Genomic DNA, 18299 nt, shown 5'->3' with positions numbered 1-18299 from the left:
TGTGTTTATCCCCGCTTGATTTCTAAGCTGCCTGTGCGGCAGTGAACTTAATTTCCCAATACGAGCCGCTTGAACTTCTTTTCTAAGCTGCCTGTGCGGCAGTGAACGAAAATCAATTTTAGGAATGATGGATAGTAAGTTTCTAAGCTGCCTGTGCGGCAGTGAACTTTTTAAAGGTTCGTGATTGCCAGGCTGTAATTTTCTAAGCTGCCTGTGCGGCAGTGAACGTTCTAAATCGGTCAATTGCTCGTTTACTTACTTTCTAAGCTGCCTGTGCGGCAGTGAACTACGCGCCATTTCTTCCCACCATGTTTTCCACTTTCTAAGCTGCCTGTGCGGCAGTGAACTATTTGATGCTTGTTATGTCCCAAGAAATGCATTTCTAAGCTGCCTGTGCGGCAGTGAACCTGTTGAGTTAGTCATGGTCGTGAGTCCTTTTTTTCTAAGCTGCCTGTGCGGCAGTGAACCATTTTCAGCGTCCGTTGCTGCACTTGAATCTTTTCTAAGCTGCCTGTGCGGCAGTGAACAACAGATTCACTGCCACTAAAATTAACTTGTTTTTCTAAGCTGCCTGTGCGGCAGTGAACTACATTAACAACTAAATTCATGTTCTCTATCGTTTCTAAGCTGCCTGTGCGGCAGTGAACACGCATCTTTATTGCTATCACTAAGAAAAAAATTTCTAAGCTGCCTGTGCGGCAGTGAACTCTATTGATAAAACGAAAGTTATAATTAAAAATTTCTAAGCTGCCTGTGCGGCAGTGAACTTTGAAAACCCTATACTGCGATATCCGACTATCTTTCTAAGCTGCCTGTGCGGCAGTGAACGGATTTCTAATATCTTCAATTGCTGCTCCTTTTTTCTAAGCTGCCTGTGCGGCAGTGAACCGTTATCGCCTGACTGTCCACTCATTACTCATTTTCTAAGCTGCCTGTGCGGCAGTGAACTGAAGCTTAACTATAATAAGCGATTGTTTAATTTAAATAAAACCCCAAAAAACATCTTTTACCCCTTTTTAATCGACCATTTATAAGTTGTTGATTTTAAATATTATAAATAAAGGCACAAAAAAAGGGTTAAATGAATGCTCATCTAACCCATTCTTACTCTTATAATCACAACAACACTTAAAACACAGGGATCGTTGCAGTAGCGCTTAGTCCATAACTACTAAATACACCATCCGTTGCATCACTAACTACCTTGCTATGTTCAATAAATACTCGCATAACATTCTGATTAGATAAGCTCTGAATTTGAACATAAGGCAAAGTTAACTTGCGCTCGGCAGTATCAGGAATTGCATGAATAGCTTCATCTGCATTGATCCAACCTTTAGCAATCGAACGTTTACGCTTGTTATTGGCGCTTTTAGTCTGCACGCGTTTAACAGTCTGATAGCCTTTAATGTCACTCGGAATTGCCGTAATAGCAGTAACACGGGTGTAATCCCTTAGCCCTTTCAGCCAAGTATTCGCCATCATCATTTCAAGTGCAGCTTGAGTACCGTGTAAGCGCAACGTATCACCTAGTGTTTTATGCATATTAGGAAAACTGATCCCCACTTTACCACTACCTACCGCCGCTAATTGACGGTGTAATTTCGCAAATAGGTTATTCATTAATACTGGCGCAGAGGTTTCTAAATCTGGCAACACTTGAATATCAATGTAATACAACATAATCGCTATTCTCCAAACACACCACCACGTACTAACATTGCCATCACATAATGTTGTTGCTCTAACTCTGGGGCTTTATCTTTTAATAACCAATTATCTAATAAATTATAAAAATCGGTTTTTTCTTTAGGTTGACGATAGGCTTTACCGCGATTAGTCACCGAGCCGTAAGGTTCAACTGCAATTGGCCCAACTTCATCTGTTTCAGGATGCCATGTATCAATAGTACGAAGCGCATTACCAATTTTTTGAGAGTGCATCGCCGCTTGACCATTAAGTTGATACAAATACTTACTCTTATCACCAGAGCCTGTATTCATAACCAATTCTTGAGATGGAAATACTGTTTGTCCATGACCTAATTGTACAAAAGCAGTTACTGTTAATAATGTCGCTTTTTCGCCTAATAAACCTTGTTCAATCACCGCTGATAATGCCGCTAAATCATCATTCACCGCGGTAAATTGACGTAGACTGTAATCTAAACTATCAAATGTCCATTGTTGATCATGGTACTGTACTGTCACCATCACATTTTCTGCGCCAACACGGTTGCGCCATAAGAAACGTCCATTAGCAAGGTTGGTCGCGTAACGTGTCGCTAATTCTTTAAATCCATGCTCAATAACATAACCTTTAATTAATTGACTTAATGCGGCTTGGTAACCTGGGCTATTACATGTAGAAGGGATATTTAAATCGCCAAGTACACGCAACGTAAAGGTCAATTTGAGCGTATCGCAATCAAATGGTAATGCAGCATTATCTACTGTTTGTAAGTTGGCTTTTTGAATTTCTGCATCTAATTTAGCGGGATCATTGGCTTTTGGTCCTTTCATGCGATTAGAAATGGTACCGCGCACTGATTTCTCATTAACAGCGATAGGCTGCCAATTTGCACTAGAAGCTATTTCATTCCAATTACCCGCTGCCATAACGGCATCTGAGCAAGCCAATTTGCCTTCAAACGCTAAAACTGATGGTGTAGTTAACTTAGTTGTCATTGTATACATCCTTGGCTATTTAATAAGAAAAGTCGAAATCTTCTTCATTACTTTCAATAGAATGAATAGATTGTTGAGCGCGGCATAAGTAATACGGTGAGCTATATTGATAACGCCATAAGATTTGATTGATAGATTCAACTCGACTTGGGCTGCCTATCCACTCACCGACACTATAAACAGCCTCAGTAAATGCAAATGGGGTGGTGTTATCACGAACGTTAGCCACCTGTTCGGCAGCAAATACATCGCTAATTTGTTTGTAACCAATCATCAGTGGTACTAAATAACCACTTTGAGGCTTATTGACACGCTGCCACTGCCCCTGCTCTGCCGCTACACTTTCAGTTAGCGTTTCATAACGATAACGCAAGGCACTAAAATCGAGCCAACTCATGACCATATTTTGACTATCTTTTTTATTTTCAGCATGTTGCTGTAGATAATCGCTACGATCACATAAAATAAATCCAGGTAACAATGGTCGTAAAAGTCTGCGACAATCACCCGCCTCATTTGGCATCGGTTTAAATTGGCATGCTTCAATATTTGTAATACGCCCACCAGCACAACGTTGGCTTAATGCCTGGGTTTTTATGGCATCACTGATAAGTTGCTCTTGGTCGCTGTTACCACCACTAAAACCTTTGCATTCAATCAATAACGATACACAAAGGTTCATTTTTCCTTCTTCAACGATAGGTGCTGTTTTACCGTCTTTGGCTAAAGGATTTCGAGTTAATGAAAAACCATAATCATCCCAATCACTGCCTCGATAAGCATGCACCTGATGTTGGTGACACATCACTGCACAGCCATCAAAACTGATCCCGTGCAGTGGGTCAATTTTGCGTGATAATGCATGTACAAAACCTAAAAACTGAGTAATAGCAGGAAAACCATAAGTGAAACCTGCAATCGCATTTGCACCTTCAATGTGCATATTTTTAATAAGGAATAAACTCATCGTCCTGCCTCACGAATAGCGTCATGACATAACGTTTGCCAATGTTGCAATGCTTCACTGCCTAACATTAATTGCTGTTGACTGGCCTTTTCTAAACGGTTATTGAGCCATAAACCAAAATCACGACTGACTTCAACTTGCCAATCACCGCTATAAGAATGGCTTGCTTGTGGATCTAACCAACATTGCTGTGCAGGTGATAATTCACTGTTTTCGCTCCAACCTTGAGGGGAAACCTGATGATTTGCAGCCAAAGTTAAAATGCTATCAAGGATCTGATCTGTTAATTGATCACGGCGTTGACGAATGCGGATATTGCTATCTAAAGGTTTTACTTTGACTAAAAACTCAGCCAATAACTTAATTAGATAATAAGTATTACGTCCAACTTCGCGGCTATCAAACCAATTACCCCCAAACATCGGTGGTTGGTATTGGCTTTTCCAATCAGGCGCAGTGCAAGGGAATAAATATGTTTTACCATAGCGTTTTGAATTTAATTGCGAGATATTCTGTGGTTTTGAGCCGCCGCTAATAGTGACGGCTAAATCAGGGTAACGCACCACATCAACATCACTTGGTTGATTTTTCTTACGCGCATCTCTGGCTGCTTTCATCTCATCACTAAAACGTGAATGTTGCACCTGATGAAATAATTCATGAGCCAAAGCTGATGAATATAGCGGACTAATAAGGTGATATTGATTATCACCAATAGGAAAATAAATCTGTTTGGCTAAAGTATGACTGCTAGGAGTTTTCACTTCTAATGCTTGACGCAAGCCATCCGCCCATAATTGGCATTGCTCATCACTATTTGCCAGAGGGCGTAAAACATGATCTTCCCCTTGCGACAAATAAACAGCAAGTGTGGCATCACCATCATCAAGTTGAAGTAACTTTGCCACATCTAATGCAGCGGCATTACCCACAGCATCTACTGCGGGAGTAACTATTGCAGATGAATCAAGATATAGCGCATCAGTATTAGAGGCTAATGCTAAAATATTGCTACCTTTAGCACTACCATGAGTAAACTTCACCGCATGAGTTGCCAAGCTAATTTGTTTCGCTCTCACCGCAGCACTTGTAAGCCATGTTTGTATATCAAAATCTTGATAAGCTGTTTGAATTTGTTCATTCAAGGTCGCTAATTCAATTTCCGACACCCCATTTTTGACGTTCTTTTTCTTTTCAATTTCATCAAGTTTCGTTTGACGTCGTTGTTCAATATACGCTTGAATCAATGTGCTGATGTGCATTGGCATAGAAACTCCCTATTTCACCTTTAGCAAAAGATATCGCCACTACTCTATAAATCTAAAATAAAATATCAATAATCCAACGGAGACACTGGATAGCTAATTGACTACAGACTTTAGTCAAAACTTTCAACATAAAATCTAAAAACCTTGTTTGCCTTGCACTCATTCATCTTACCTATGCATATACAATAAACTATGCATGATAATACATAACAAAAAAAATAAAATCAACCTATGTAGTACTAAATAATTTAATCATGTATTTGTCTTTAACTGATACAATGAGTACAATGAAAAAACTGCTGAACAAGCAGCTTAGAAGTATGTTGTACTTATTTATACTACCGTACTGGTAGCAATGATGAACTAGTAGTATCTAGTTCATCATATTCAATTTTTTGAATTCCTATATTTCCCCTCAAACACACCTAACCACGGGTGGTAGTAAAATAGCGGTGTTTTATCGGACTCATTAAGATTAATACCGCCAAATAATTCACTGATTTGTTCACTGTCTTTATCAAAGATGTCACTTAACTCGTCATACACTGCGCTGTATTGACAATCAAACCATGCGTGATTACCACTCGCTAGATTGTCTATTACTGCAAGGTGAAACAGCTCGGTTTTATTTACAAACTCACCGCTGTATTCATCACGCACTTTAATGCTTAGCGCTTGATCTTCATTGTCGATAAAGAAATGGTATTCCGTTTGTGGTCGTGAATCTCGAAAACGGGTTTGGTTCTGATATTCGCCAAACAAGTGCAAATACGGTTGTAACCACCAATATTCGACTTTCTTGTTTGGATCTTGAAATAGACTAAAAATTAAGGCTCGATGCTCCAATGAAGGAAAAGTTAACACTTTCAAATTAGGCTCAATAAATCGTGGATAAGCAGAGATAGTCTGATAATCATCAGCGACTAACAACTGAGTCAAATCATGTTGATTTAGCTGTAAAATCCCTCTGTTTAAATTATCTTTTTTCTGTTCAAACCCGGGCTTACAATAAGCAATATCTGCACCTAATAACGCCTTAATATTTTTACTTAATATCATAATATTTGGCAAATTAGGAACACATTGGCGATGACGCTGAATACGCCCCGCAAGCTGAATAATCGACCGCATTGAACTGGGCTCAACCACTGCCCAATCATAATCATGATCGCGCCCAACTTCAGCTACCGCAGTAGCGACCACCACAAAAATATGATGTTGTTGAGGATGCTGCGCTAATACACCTTTAATTGGTGGTACATCAAATATCGCTTGTGGATTAGCAGAATCTCGCATTAATACCGCGTCTAGCTGTTGCTCTATATGCGCTCTTACTGCCATCGGGTGCTGGCTGTGATAAAAACAGTAATGAATACAGGTATTATCAGTCGTTGGTATTGATAATAACGATTCACCCACCGCAATTAAGGGTTCAATATTTGCCATTCTCACTAAGCCAATTGAGAGTGTTTTACCGTTTGATGTAACTTGACGATGGCGCTCATCTAAGGTGTAAATTGCCTGTTGAATATGAGTCGATAAATAATTAACTGCATCGGTTTGCGTTAATTTTTCCGCATCTAAATGGATTAACTCAGCTTGACGTAAAGGTACTGATTTACGGCTTAGTGTATTTTTTCGTTGAGTAATAAACTGCATATGTTGTAGTTTAAAATCAGCATCATCAATACAAGCTGATTGCACATTAAATTCATCAAACCAACCACATTGTACTGTTGTTTCAGTAATACCATGGCTATGATTATATTGTTGGCGCCCATGACGATAGGCTTTAAATAACGCAGTAATTAATGACGGTGCTAACGTCGCTGATGACAATAATACTCGTGAACCTAACATGCCCGCCCAATGGACTAAACGGCATAATGCAGGTAAATCTTCTAAGCCAAAATCATCCGGCTCATCAAGAATCAGATCCCCGCTAAACAGACGCAACATCGGTGCAATTTGCTGACCTCCTCGCGTACCTTCTGTTGCTGGCATTAAATAATCAATAGTACTGACCGTAATCGGTGCACTAACCAATTTATGAATAATCGGTTTCTGCTTGAGCCACTGGCTAAGGTGGCCATCATCAAGGCTACCGTCATAACTGACATACATATGCTCTGAAAATAAGGTTTCTGACTCACTACCCGTTTGCTGCGCTTTTTCTTGTTGCTGAGTTGTGAACTGTCTTTCGTGCAAATCTTTCACTGCTTGCGATCCAACTAACACCGCTAAATCATCACTGTCTAATTTTAAACGATCTTTAAGTGCATCCCCTGTTTGTAGCGTTAATGTACGCAGCCCTAAAGCAATGCTAAATCGGCACCCTTGTTGTTGATTGGCTAAGCCATACATAATTCTCGCGTTGGCAAAGGTTTTACCACACCCCGTTGACGCCATATTGACCCCAAAGAATCCATGATTTTCTGAAATATCACGCACAGAGCATGCTAAATCATAGGCTTTATCCTGCCAACGAAATTTATTAATTGTGGTACGTTTTTTAAATAACGAATGGCGAGTAATCGCAGGTAAACTCAAACGTAATTTTGGTAAGCCTAAGCTTAATCGATAGGCTAACTGCGCTACTCCGATATTATGCTCATCTAATTTTTGTTTTAATTTCCCCGTTTTACGATCGGTATTTGCATAAGCTTTATAGAGAGGATCTTGCCAAGCAATAACAGGCTGACTTGATGAATAACAGTGATCAGCAAGCATTAAACTTAATCGTGCCATGTGCAGTGGAAATGCGTTCTCACATCGCCCAAAATGACGCAAATTAGGATGTGATAATGCCCGTTTCGCCAGTTGTTGCGCTTTGTTTTGCCATGTTTGACTTTGTAGTGGAATTCCATGAGGAAAAATAAAGTTATCCGCTATTTTTGCGATTAACTCAGGATTTTTATGATTTTTTGCATTCCACTCAGGGCACAGTTTTTGTTCTAACCAATCATCTGAATCACCAATTGTCGGCTTAAAGTCTGACAGTTGATAGGTTGGTAAGCGATGGTGAGAAACAATTAACCATCCAATCGTTTTTGCTAATTCGGTTAAGCCAATAAACGGTGACAACGCTGGGGTATAGTGCACATCATTAACAATCTTGCTGATTTTTTGTGGTGATAAATCCGCTAATTCTGTTAACCATTGCTCATCAGTTTTATTTTTAGCAAATGCTTGAAAAACCAACAACGATAGCCACTCATGCCGTAATGGCTCGGCAATGCCGCCTTTACCCGTTAGTTTGTGTTGAAATAAACTATTCGCTTTACCGACATCATGAAATAAACCCGCCAGCGATGCCATTAACGCAACGGCATAGTTACTTTGCCAGCCATTCTCATCTTCCGAACGCAGAATATTACGCTCAGTGGTATTTGTGGGTATTGTACCTTGTTCGTTGAAACGACGTTTATTACCGACAATCCACATTAATTCGGTATTATTCGCGCCTCGAATCCAGTGACAAGCGACCGCAGTATTACGTCTTGCAGTTTGCTTTAACAACTGCCGTAATGTTTTTAAGCCTTCTAGAGTAATCGGCGTTTGCCATGTGCGATCACCTTTACGTTCTGCAAATTGATCCAGCACTTTACGGGTTTCATCAAGGGCTTTTTTATTACATTGAGAGATAAGAAGAATATTCATTTATAATTTTGCTACCGCTTGTGCTGTGTCTTTAATGGCATCGATCATTACATCTAATGCATTGGCTTTTCTAAATCCATTTAGGCATCGTTGCCGAAATTCTTGCTCATCATCCCCTGCCATTGCAGCAATAAAGGCATTTGGAAGCACAATCGCATCTTTTATTAAATCAGCAACATCAAACACTAATCCGCCACGACGGGTTTTACCGTGTAGAACCGCGAGCCCATGTGGCAATCCAATGACCCAACACGCGGTCGCCCCTAAGCCATACGCTAAATAATTACCGTGATCTAAAAAGCGATTGGCAATATCGGTACTATTTCCTCGCGACGAACGAGTAAACTCACCATATTTCACCGTATTAACTGCGAGTTTATATAAAGCTTTGGTCATGACCGCTTCTAATAACAATAAATCAGTGCTGTTTTGACAATGACTGAGTTTATTTTCAAACGCAGATAAAATATGTTCCAGCTTTTCCGCATCAATAATGAAATTATTATCACGTTGCATGGTTGCAGATAACCATACTTTTTTAATTTGCTGTAATCGGACTCTCTGGAACAGGATCGCAGCTTCTAATCGTTTCATATCGTCAAACCAGAAACTCACCCAACATTGAAGGTATTCTGTTGGTCTATATTCTGATTGCGGTGTTAACCAACTAACGTCAGGTTCAACTTCATTAGCTGAGAATAACGGCGTTCCGCCACCACCACAAAAACCGACTAGTACGCCAGCTTTGGCTAATTCACGCATTGACGCTTGGGTAATGGACGTGCCTGTTCCGAGCATTATTGCAGTCGTATTTGCTATAGGAATATTCCAATACAATGATTGCTTACCTTCGTCAGTGACATATTCAACCCGTCCACCATTCACTAACACACGGCAATGCTGTAAATAATAAAGATTGGCACGTTTAGAATGAATAATTGTTTTTAGCTCACTCGGTGTGAAAGACTTAGCGCACATAGCAATCACCAACTATAAAAAAACAAATTATATACATAATGCATATAATTCGTTTAGAGTGTAATCACAAATACCCTTTTTTATTTGGTAACTATTCAGGCTATATAAAACAACAACTTAAAATATCAGTTTAAAAAAGGGTTTTTGATGAGAATTTACTGTTTGGCTTTTATAAGCAATAACTTATACTGATAGAGCTTCAGTTCACTGCCGCACAGGCAGCTTAGAAAAATATTGAATCGCAAATCGTGCTGAGGTGACTGTTCACTGCCGCACAGGCAGCTTAGAAACGCAAGCGAGGACAAATTATTCTTGGTCTATTGTTCACTGCCGCACAGGCAGCTTAGAAAAACTGGCGCAACTCAATCACTTGATCACGGTAGTTCACTGCCGCACAGGCAGCTTAGAAATATATTAATGGCTGCTTTAGGGTTTTTACTCGGTTCACTGCCGCACAGGCAGCTTAGAAAATTTGACTAAAATCAACACGACTATTATTTTGGTTCACTGCCGCACAGGCAGCTTAGAAATAAGACAGCCATTAATATAGGCGTTCCCATGTGTTCACTGCCGCACAGGCAGCTTAGAAACTATTAACTCGTATTGATGAACTATCTAACCAGTTCACTGCCGCACAGGCAGCTTAGAAAAAGATAGCAACTCAAGAGCTAATGCCGTCACGGTTCACTGCCGCACAGGCAGCTTAGAAAAACTGGCGCAACTCAATCACTTGATCACGGTAGTTCACTGCCGCACAGGCAGCTTAGAAATAACTTCGATACTGCATCTGATTACGCAGCAAGTTCACTGCCGCACAGGCAGCTTAGAAACCGTTGCGTTCAACGCATGTCATTACAGATGGGTTCACTGCCGCACAGGCAGCTTAGAAATGTCTTTCTAGCGGGCTTTCCCAGCAAACGAAGTTCACTGCCGCACAGGCAGCTTAGAAAAGAATGAATCTTTGTTTGCCCAGTCAAATAGTGTTCACTGCCGCACAGGCAGCTTAGAAAAAATTCAGTTTGGATGATGGCTTCATAAACAAGTTCACTGCCGCACAGGCAGCTTAGAAATGAATCGAATCTTTAATATCATCAGTAATGGTGTTCACTGCCGCACAGGCAGCTTAGAAATATGACAAGTATGAACTTTACATACGAATACGGTTCACTGCCGCACAGGCAGCTTAGAAAATGAGGGATCTAAGTATCAGTTTATAAAGTGCGTTCACTGCCGCACAGGCAGCTTAGAAAATAGAGGGAAGTTTTACTTTTTCTCACGCGCTGTTCACTGCCGCACAGGCAGCTTAGAAAAATGCAAATAACAGCCCCGCATATGACGGGGCGTTCACTGCCGCACAGGCAGCTTAGAAATGCGATTAGGTAGTGATCCTGTTCAGGGTAGAGTTCACTGCCGCACAGGCAGCTTAGAAAAAACGGAAATGAACTCGATCTAGAAAACAAAAGTTCACTGCCGCACAGGCAGCTTAGAAATGAGTCAGAGAAGATTGTCAATGCAGGGCATGGTTCACTGCCGCACAGGCAGCTTAGAAATGAGACTTTACTGATCGAGCGCATGACTGCATGTTCACTGCCGCACAGGCAGCTTAGAAAAAATCCATCATTTACTATCAGTGATGCTACAGGTTCACTGCCGCACAGGCAGCTTAGAAAATACGATTGCCAGGAAAGAACGGCGGCACCACGTTCACTGCCGCACAGGCAGCTTAGAAAAGTCATACCAGCAGGTCGTGAGTTCACAGCCGGTTCACTGCCGCACAGGCAGCTTAGAAAAAAAATCATTAATGCAATTATTAAAAATGAATGTTCACTGCCGCACAGGCAGCTTAGAAACAGCTGAAAAAGTTAGATGATGAAGATGCTATGTTCACTGCCGCACAGGCAGCTTAGAAAATATCAATAGACTGAGCAGTGGTTAAGCCCTTGTTCACTGCCGCACAGGCAGCTTAGAAAAAATCTACCCCCATCATGTGTATAGTGGTGAGGTTCACTGCCGCACAGGCAGCTTAGAAAATTAAAAAATCACTCCCTTGCGAATTAACTCAGTTCACTGCCGCACAGGCAGCTTAGAAATTTTAAAGTTGTAACGAATGACGGAAAGGAAGGTTCACTGCCGCACAGGCAGCTTAGAAAAGTTGGTAGAACAAGGAGTTGAGGTGATAAGCGTTCACTGCCGCACAGGCAGCTTAGAAAGTTGATTTAACGCTAACGGCAATGGAACTTTCGTTCACTGCCGCACAGGCAGCTTAGAAAAATTGAAATTGGTGTAGCCATGGTCATAAGGTGTTCACTGCCGCACAGGCAGCTTAGAAATTAAAAACCCCTCACTAATTCCCTCACCAATTGTTCACTGCCGCACAGGCAGCTTAGAAAAGCGGTACGTGGTACGCAAGCAGGGCGTACGTGTTCACTGCCGCACAGGCAGCTTAGAAAATAATGATCAATGTTTTTATTTAAGCGAATTGGTTCACTGCCGCACAGGCAGCTTAGAAATTTTGTACCACAACCAGCCGTTCCACTTTCATGTTCACTGCCGCACAGGCAGCTTAGAAATCGGGAAAGATAGGCGAAAACGGCGATGAGAAGTTCACTGCCGCACAGGCAGCTTAGAAAGCCCAAATCCAGCGGTAGGCGGATATCACAGTGTTCACTGCCGCACAGGCAGCTTAGAAATATCACCGTCGCCTCTGACATGCTTTGAAATGGTTCACTGCCGCACAGGCAGCTTAGAAACTGTAACCTTCACTATCAATTACACCATTCAAGTTCACTGCCGCACAGGCAGCTTAGAAAGATAGCTAAATCAGCCGCGGCGATCATTTCGTGTTCACTGCCGCACAGGCAGCTTAGAAAAAGTACTTTGATTAAGATTTTAGCTAAGCCTTGTTCACTGCCGCACAGGCAGCTTAGAAATAACGGCTACGGTCGGTGAGATTCAGATCACCGTTCACTGCCGCACAGGCAGCTTAGAAAAGCGTCTACATACGCTTTTAAATGTTTCTGGAAGTTCACTGCCGCACAGGCAGCTTAGAAAAGATTCCAATTAAAATTGAATCACCAGGAGGAGTTCACTGCCGCACAGGCAGCTTAGAAAGTCAATAGTATTTATTAAAATCTCTTCACCAAGTTCACTGCCGCACAGGCAGCTTAGAAAATATAATCAACACCTGTTTCTGAATCGTGTTCGTTCACTGCCGCACAGGCAGCTTAGAAATAAAGCACTCACTAAACATATCTGTGATGTATGTTCACTGCCGCACAGGCAGCTTAGAAATTGCAGAATTTATGGCCATGATACACGGGCATGTTCACTGCCGCACAGGCAGCTTAGAAAAGAAACACCTAACGTTAGAGTTGACGCTTGATGTTCACTGCCGCACAGGCAGCTTAGAAAAACATCGACAGCCAAAGCAGGTGAATTAACAGGTTCACTGCCGCACAGGCAGCTTAGAAAGGTACAGTCGGGAACACTTTACGCGAAATAAAGTTCACTGCCGCACAGGCAGCTTAGAAAATATGGTGCAACAACAATTCTCAACCTAAGCAGTTCACTGCCGCACAGGCAGCTTAGAAAAACAACATCAGACTGAATAAACTCAAAACCTGGTTCACTGCCGCACAGGCAGCTTAGAAACTGCAGCATATGACGGCACACTATATGTTCCGGTTCACTGCCGCACAGGCAGCTTAGAAAACCAACCAGGCATACACCTAGATTATCCTGGTGTTCACTGCCGCACAGGCAGCTTAGAAATATCATGTTCTTTACTGATATGACACTTGAAGGTTCACTGCCGCACAGGCAGCTTAGAAACGTTGCGCCTATCGTGTGAAATTCGTTACCAAGTTCACTGCCGCACAGGCAGCTTAGAAATTCGTCAGCGTCGGGGTGGCAAGCTGTCACAGGTTCACTGCCGCACAGGCAGCTTAGAAAGTCAGCACCCATCACTGGTATACGCCCGAGGGGTTCACTGCCGCACAGGCAGCTTAGAAAATCGCACCGACTTGGATACCAGTGCAATTTTCGTTCACTGCCGCACAGGCAGCTTAGAAAAACCTTAACAACCATCCCAGATCCTAAAGTTAGTTCACTGCCGCACAGGCAGCTTAGAAATTGCATGTACCATCAATAGTAACATTACTAAAGTTCACTGCCGCACAGGCAGCTTAGAAAAGCAGCTATGGCTGCAAGTATCGCAACAAGCGGTTCACTGCCGCACAGGCAGCTTAGAAATGACATTGAGCGAGTAACCTTACCCGCATCACGTTCACTGCCGCACAGGCAGCTTAGAAAAGTCATACAATGTCGCATCTCTAGCTGAATTTAGTTCACTGCCGCACAGGCAGCTTAGAAACAGATTGGCGTTGATAATTCGATAACCAACTTGTTCACTGCCGCACAGGCAGCTTAGAAACAACGATGGGTGTTAATAGCCGAAGCGTTAAAGTTCACTGCCGCACAGGCAGCTTAGAAAAGTACATGAGTTTATGCAACATAGCGTCGACGGTTCACTGCCGCACAGGCAGCTTAGAAAGTAACGGGTCTATTGCACAAAGATGTTCTTGAGTTCACTGCCGCACAGGCAGCTTAGAAAATTACTGAAAAAGACCGAAGATGCACAGCGATGTTCACTGCCGCACAGGCAGCTTAGAAAATGACTACACCAATCAAAAGTAAAACTCTCATGTTTACTGCCGCACAGGCAGCTTAGAAAACAACAGCCATTAATCTTAGCACCCAATTTGCGTTCACTACCGCACAGGCAGTTTTAACGACTTACTGCTGCCATTGCTTCTTTGATTTCATCTGAGCTATAACCCTTTGATGATAAATACGCATAGGCTTTACTTTTATCTTTAAAATTCGACAAATCAAACCGCTTTTTCGCTAACACTAATTGGCAATTTTCATAAAAATCGATCTCACCCGCTTCCTCTAAATCATAGAAGACTTGCTCAAGATTAGTAATATCAACATGTTTCATTTTAAGCTCTTGCTTAATCACTGTTTTGCCTTTGAGCTTTCTCACCAATTTCAATACTTCGGTTTCAAGATCCGCATTCATGCCTTTGATTTTAGCTTTAGTTAATAGCGTATCGGCAGCATCATGCTCAGTAATCGCTCTTGAAATATCTTGAAAACTGTACCCTCGCTTAGTGAGATCGTTGGTTATTTTCTCTTTGGTGGTTTGACTAAAATCATCATAACTATCTAAACGATTTTTGATCATATCAAGTTCAGACACTTGTTTTTTCTCAATAATCTCAATTAATGCTTCTTCAATGATTGTTGCAGGAATACCTTTACCTTTTAATTTCTGTTTAATGTACTGTTGTCCATGTTCATTAGAGAAAGCCATCTCACAAAAATGCAACGCAAATGGAAGATCATCTTTTAAGTAACCAAAATCTTTCATTTGTTGTAATACAGTCTCAATCCAATCTTGTTGCTCTGTTTTGGCCTCTAATTTTTTTCGTAGTTCATACTCGGTATGATCACGTAAATTGAGATGATAAATAGCACTGTTAATCACATTCTGGATAGTTTTTGCTGGATACGGTTTCTTCATATGATTAACCCTTATTGAAAATAAAAATTCGAATGAAAATGTTATTTAAACACAGTTGATCGTCGAATCGTTGCTCGAACTGTAATCGCGGTTAAGCCAATATAGTAAATAGCAATGATTACAGCGGGTAACGCATCACGATCAAATACTGAATGAACAGCAAAAATACAGTAACTGATAATAATAGCAGGAATAATAAATACACTATTATTACGAGGATAAAGGTTTAAGATCAAAAATAGCTGATGAACACCCGCCAACACCAACGGTAACGTTATCATTAAAAACCATAACATAGTCAATTCCTTTGAGGCAAAAGTACCTTTAGTTCGCCATTGTATACTGATAATGAAAGAAGCTAACTATTATGCTTCGTTCTTTTTTGATCAAAATAGCAGACATTAAGCCTCTACTTTTTAGACATCATTAAGCTTTAATTGTCAATAAAGACGCATATGGCTAAAAATCATCAAGACTTTAATAACTTACACTCGAAAATTTCAAATCATGAACTAAGATAATGAAGTAACGCGCTACGTTATTTAAATAAAACACATACCGCATAGGAATGAATGTGTAAAATAATCACTTTAATATATCAGTTGCGTACATCCTTATGCGTTATGTGACTAATATCCCAGATATTTAGTCGATATAACGTAACTATAAACGACTAAGTAATTAAGGAGTTACTATGAATAACATCGCTAATCTTATTTATGATACTTTGGTCGATCTATCAAACAATGCACCAGAACAACATGCAAAAATCCGTCAAAATTTATACGACCAATTAGATCTACCCTTAAACAAGCAACGCGACTTATATTCAAATGCACTAGGGCCTGCAAGCTCAGGAATGCTAGAAAATAATGCTGATATTAACAACACAGTTAATATCGCTATTAAAGCGCTTGAGACACCTGAAAAATAAATTAACGAAGATTAATAACAATATAAAAAGTAATCACTATTTAGCTGGGGAAACAAAGCTCTCAGGTAAAACAATATCATTGTGTGGTATTGTTGAAACGTATCGACTACATACGGAAACGCCCAAGGTTATTAGCCTTAGGCGTTTCTTCTTACGAATATATGGTATGACATTAAACGTTACAGTGTCATATGCAAGATGGGAAATGGTTTACCCATATCATCAATAGGCGAACGTGAAACAACACTAAACCCCATGTGTTCATAAAAACCAATCGCTAATGGATTTTGTTCATTCACATCAACGCGGGTTGCACCTAGCTGTTCAGTGGCATGTTGCAATAACAGTTTACCAACACCTTGCCCTCTCGCTTCATTTAGAATGAATAACATTTCAATTTTTGAATCATGGACACCCACAAAACCGAGAATTGAACCATTGCTACTTTTTATACATTCCAATATGACAGCAGGAAAAGCATGTTCAATGATCATTGGTTTAAAAAATGCAATATCAGCTTCTGTTATAAAATCATGTGTTGCTCGAACTGAATTTTCCCAAACACTCAGCATTTCTGCATAATCGTCTGGAACTGCCTTTTCGACAATCATCATATTTTCTCTTTAATGAATGAAATTTTTGTACTTAATAGCAAGAAAAATTCTAACGACATTCAGTATAGATGTCTACAATTCAGGCAACATAGAATACTCAATGAAATCTAGTGATTAAAATTGAAAATACAGCGCATATAAAACATTATACTATTGGTTTTAATGCTTTAGTTTGTGTAAAAAACACCCACAAGAAAAAAACCATAAACACAAAATCATTAGCACCATAGATACTATAAAATATACCTGCAAATAAATCTTGATCATAAACGGCACTCAGATTATGACCTCTAAACCAAAAGATCCACGATATTACATAAACTAATTTTTCAATAACAAATGCCCCGGCCAACCACTTTAGGTTAGATGTTATTGACGCCGCACCTAAATATGCAAATCCCCAGATAACAATCATTAACAACCCAAAATTGGACATAACAACAGGATCAAAATCATTAATAACTGCATTAGTAAATAAACGAGAAAAAATTAACACACCACCGATATTCATCATGGCAGCAGCGATAAATCCCAATTTAACTATTTTATCTTTCATATATTACTCCCCTAAACTTACTAGAATAAAAATAAAACATATACATTACCTTAGTAAAAATAAACACGTATTTATTAATATCTCGATACTTAATTTTGCTTTGACAAATATTATACATATAGAATAAAAACAAGATGGATAACACATATTAAGCTGTCACATAGCAAATGCGCTCTGTCTTAATTGAAATATATACACACATTAAGACATGTTAGCATCATTTTTTTTAACACAAAAAAGAATGACTAATGAAAAAAATCACCATTTCAGATTTAAATAATTGGAAAGTATTAGGTAAAAAATTTGCAGCAATCACCGCTTACGATGCAAGTTTTTCAAAGGTCTTTGAATCACAAAATATACCAGTATTGGTTGTCGGTGATTCCCTTGGTTCCGTTATACAAGGAAAAACCACAACACTCGATGTCAGTGTTGATGATTTGGTTTACCACACACAATGTGTGAGAGCAGGCAGCCCAAATGCATTTATTATTTCAGATTTACCTTTTATGAGTTATCACACGCCTAATACAGCATGCGAATCAGCCGCCAAGCTAATGAAAGCTGGAGCTAATATGATAAAAGTTGAAGGCGGTAGTTGGTTAATCGATACCGTTAAAATATTAACAGAACGGGCTGTACCAATTTGTGCACACTTAGGCTTAATGCCACAAGCTGTTAATATATATGGTGGATATAAAGTTCAGGGAAAAACGGAAGCACAAGCCACAGAAATAATGGAAAATGCTCAACAGTTACAACAAGCAGGTGCTCAGGTGTTAGTGCTAGAATGCGTACCGGCTAAATTAGCCCAACAAATTACAGATGAACTCAATATTCCAGTAATTGGTATTGGTGCAGGTAAAGATACCGATGGCCAAGTTTTAGTTATGCACGATATCTTAGGTGTGTCAGCTAATTATATTCCACGTTTTTCAAGGAATTTCCTCGCAGAAACAGGGTCAATTGAAGCGGCTGTAACAAAATATCGTGAAGAAGTGGAACAACACGCGTTCCCTGATGACAACCACAGTTTCTAAAATAAACA

Annotated in this window: 12 protein-coding genes and 2 CRISPR repeat arrays (1 of these 14 cut by a window edge); of the genes, 2 read left to right on the top strand and 10 right to left on the bottom strand. The window is 40.2% G+C overall.

Features of this window, described 5'->3' with window-relative positions:
- Positions 1–948: direct repeats of the CRISPR family, unit length 28 nt; unit sequence TTTCTAAGCTGCCTGTGCGGCAGTGAAC; it reaches 2564 nt to the left of the window's first position.
- A gap of 180 nt (positions 949–1128) precedes the next feature.
- From cas6f to VXS03_RS12810, 8 genes are all read right to left on the bottom strand, one after another.
- Positions 1129–1683, bottom strand: coding sequence for a type I-F CRISPR-associated endoribonuclease Cas6/Csy4 (gene cas6f / locus VXS03_RS12845; RefSeq protein ID WP_327764145.1), 555 nt, complete (start codon positions 1681–1683; stop codon positions 1129–1131).
- A gap of 5 nt (positions 1684–1688) precedes the next feature.
- Positions 1689–2687, bottom strand: a complete 999-nt coding sequence (csy3, locus tag VXS03_RS12840; protein WP_327764144.1) for a type I-F CRISPR-associated protein Csy3 — start codon at positions 2685–2687, stop codon at positions 1689–1691.
- Between the two features lie 19 nt (positions 2688–2706).
- Positions 2707–3654, bottom strand: coding sequence for a type I-F CRISPR-associated protein Csy2 (gene csy2, locus VXS03_RS12835; RefSeq protein ID WP_327764143.1), 948 nt, complete (start codon positions 3652–3654; stop codon positions 2707–2709).
- The gene (gene csy1, locus VXS03_RS12830) at positions 3651–4922 is read right to left on the bottom strand and encodes a type I-F CRISPR-associated protein Csy1 (RefSeq protein WP_327764142.1); all 1272 of its coding nucleotides are present in this window, start codon (positions 4920–4922) and stop codon (positions 3651–3653) included. The genes csy2 and csy1 overlap by 4 nt, the downstream gene beginning before the upstream one ends.
- A 387-nt stretch (positions 4923–5309) precedes the next feature.
- On the bottom strand, positions 5310–8582 hold the full coding sequence (gene cas3f / locus VXS03_RS12825; protein WP_327764141.1) for a type I-F CRISPR-associated helicase Cas3f: 3273 nt from the start codon (positions 8580–8582) through the stop codon (positions 5310–5312).
- A complete protein-coding gene (gene cas1f, locus VXS03_RS12820; RefSeq protein WP_327764140.1) occupies positions 8583–9560 on the bottom strand; it encodes a type I-F CRISPR-associated endonuclease Cas1f in 978 nt (325 codons plus the stop codon).
- 202 nt (positions 9561–9762) lie between these two features.
- Positions 9763–14292: a CRISPR direct-repeat array (repeat unit 28 nt; unit sequence GTTCACTGCCGCACAGGCAGCTTAGAAA).
- Between the two features lie 54 nt (positions 14293–14346).
- A complete protein-coding gene (locus tag VXS03_RS12815; RefSeq protein ID WP_442957449.1) occupies positions 14347–15147 on the bottom strand; it encodes a RecX family transcriptional regulator in 801 nt (266 codons plus the stop codon).
- A gap of 41 nt (positions 15148–15188) precedes the next feature.
- A complete protein-coding gene (locus VXS03_RS12810; RefSeq protein ID WP_327764139.1) occupies positions 15189–15443 on the bottom strand; it encodes a hypothetical protein in 255 nt (84 codons plus the stop codon).
- Positions 15444–15850: 407 nt separating this feature from the next.
- On the opposite strand from VXS03_RS12810, the gene VXS03_RS12805 reads away from it, so the two are divergent.
- Positions 15851–16081, top strand: coding sequence for a PAS factor family protein (locus VXS03_RS12805; RefSeq protein ID WP_327764212.1), 231 nt, complete (start codon positions 15851–15853; stop codon positions 16079–16081).
- Positions 16082–16260: 179 nt separating this feature from the next.
- Here the strand turns inward: VXS03_RS12805 and VXS03_RS12800 are convergent, their stop codons facing one another.
- Both VXS03_RS12800 and VXS03_RS12795 read right to left on the bottom strand, forming a co-directional pair.
- Positions 16261–16692, bottom strand: a complete 432-nt coding sequence (locus VXS03_RS12800; protein WP_327764211.1) for a GNAT family N-acetyltransferase — start codon at positions 16690–16692, stop codon at positions 16261–16263.
- A gap of 148 nt (positions 16693–16840) precedes the next feature.
- On the bottom strand, positions 16841–17251 hold the full coding sequence (locus tag VXS03_RS12795) for a hypothetical protein (protein ID WP_327764138.1): 411 nt from the start codon (positions 17249–17251) through the stop codon (positions 16841–16843).
- A gap of 248 nt (positions 17252–17499) precedes the next feature.
- Here VXS03_RS12795 and panB point away from each other — a divergent pair, with 248 nt between their 5' ends.
- Positions 17500–18291, top strand: coding sequence for a 3-methyl-2-oxobutanoate hydroxymethyltransferase (gene panB / locus VXS03_RS12790; RefSeq protein ID WP_327764136.1), 792 nt, complete (start codon positions 17500–17502; stop codon positions 18289–18291).
- Positions 18292–18299: the final 8 nt, after the last annotated feature.

This window comes from Photobacterium sp. S4TG1 (assembly GCF_036040035.1).
Taxonomy (GTDB): Bacteria; Pseudomonadota; Gammaproteobacteria; order Enterobacterales; family Vibrionaceae; genus Photobacterium.
The sequence above is the reverse complement of the archived record's forward strand: the minus strand, read 5'-3'. Positions and strand labels throughout refer to the sequence as shown.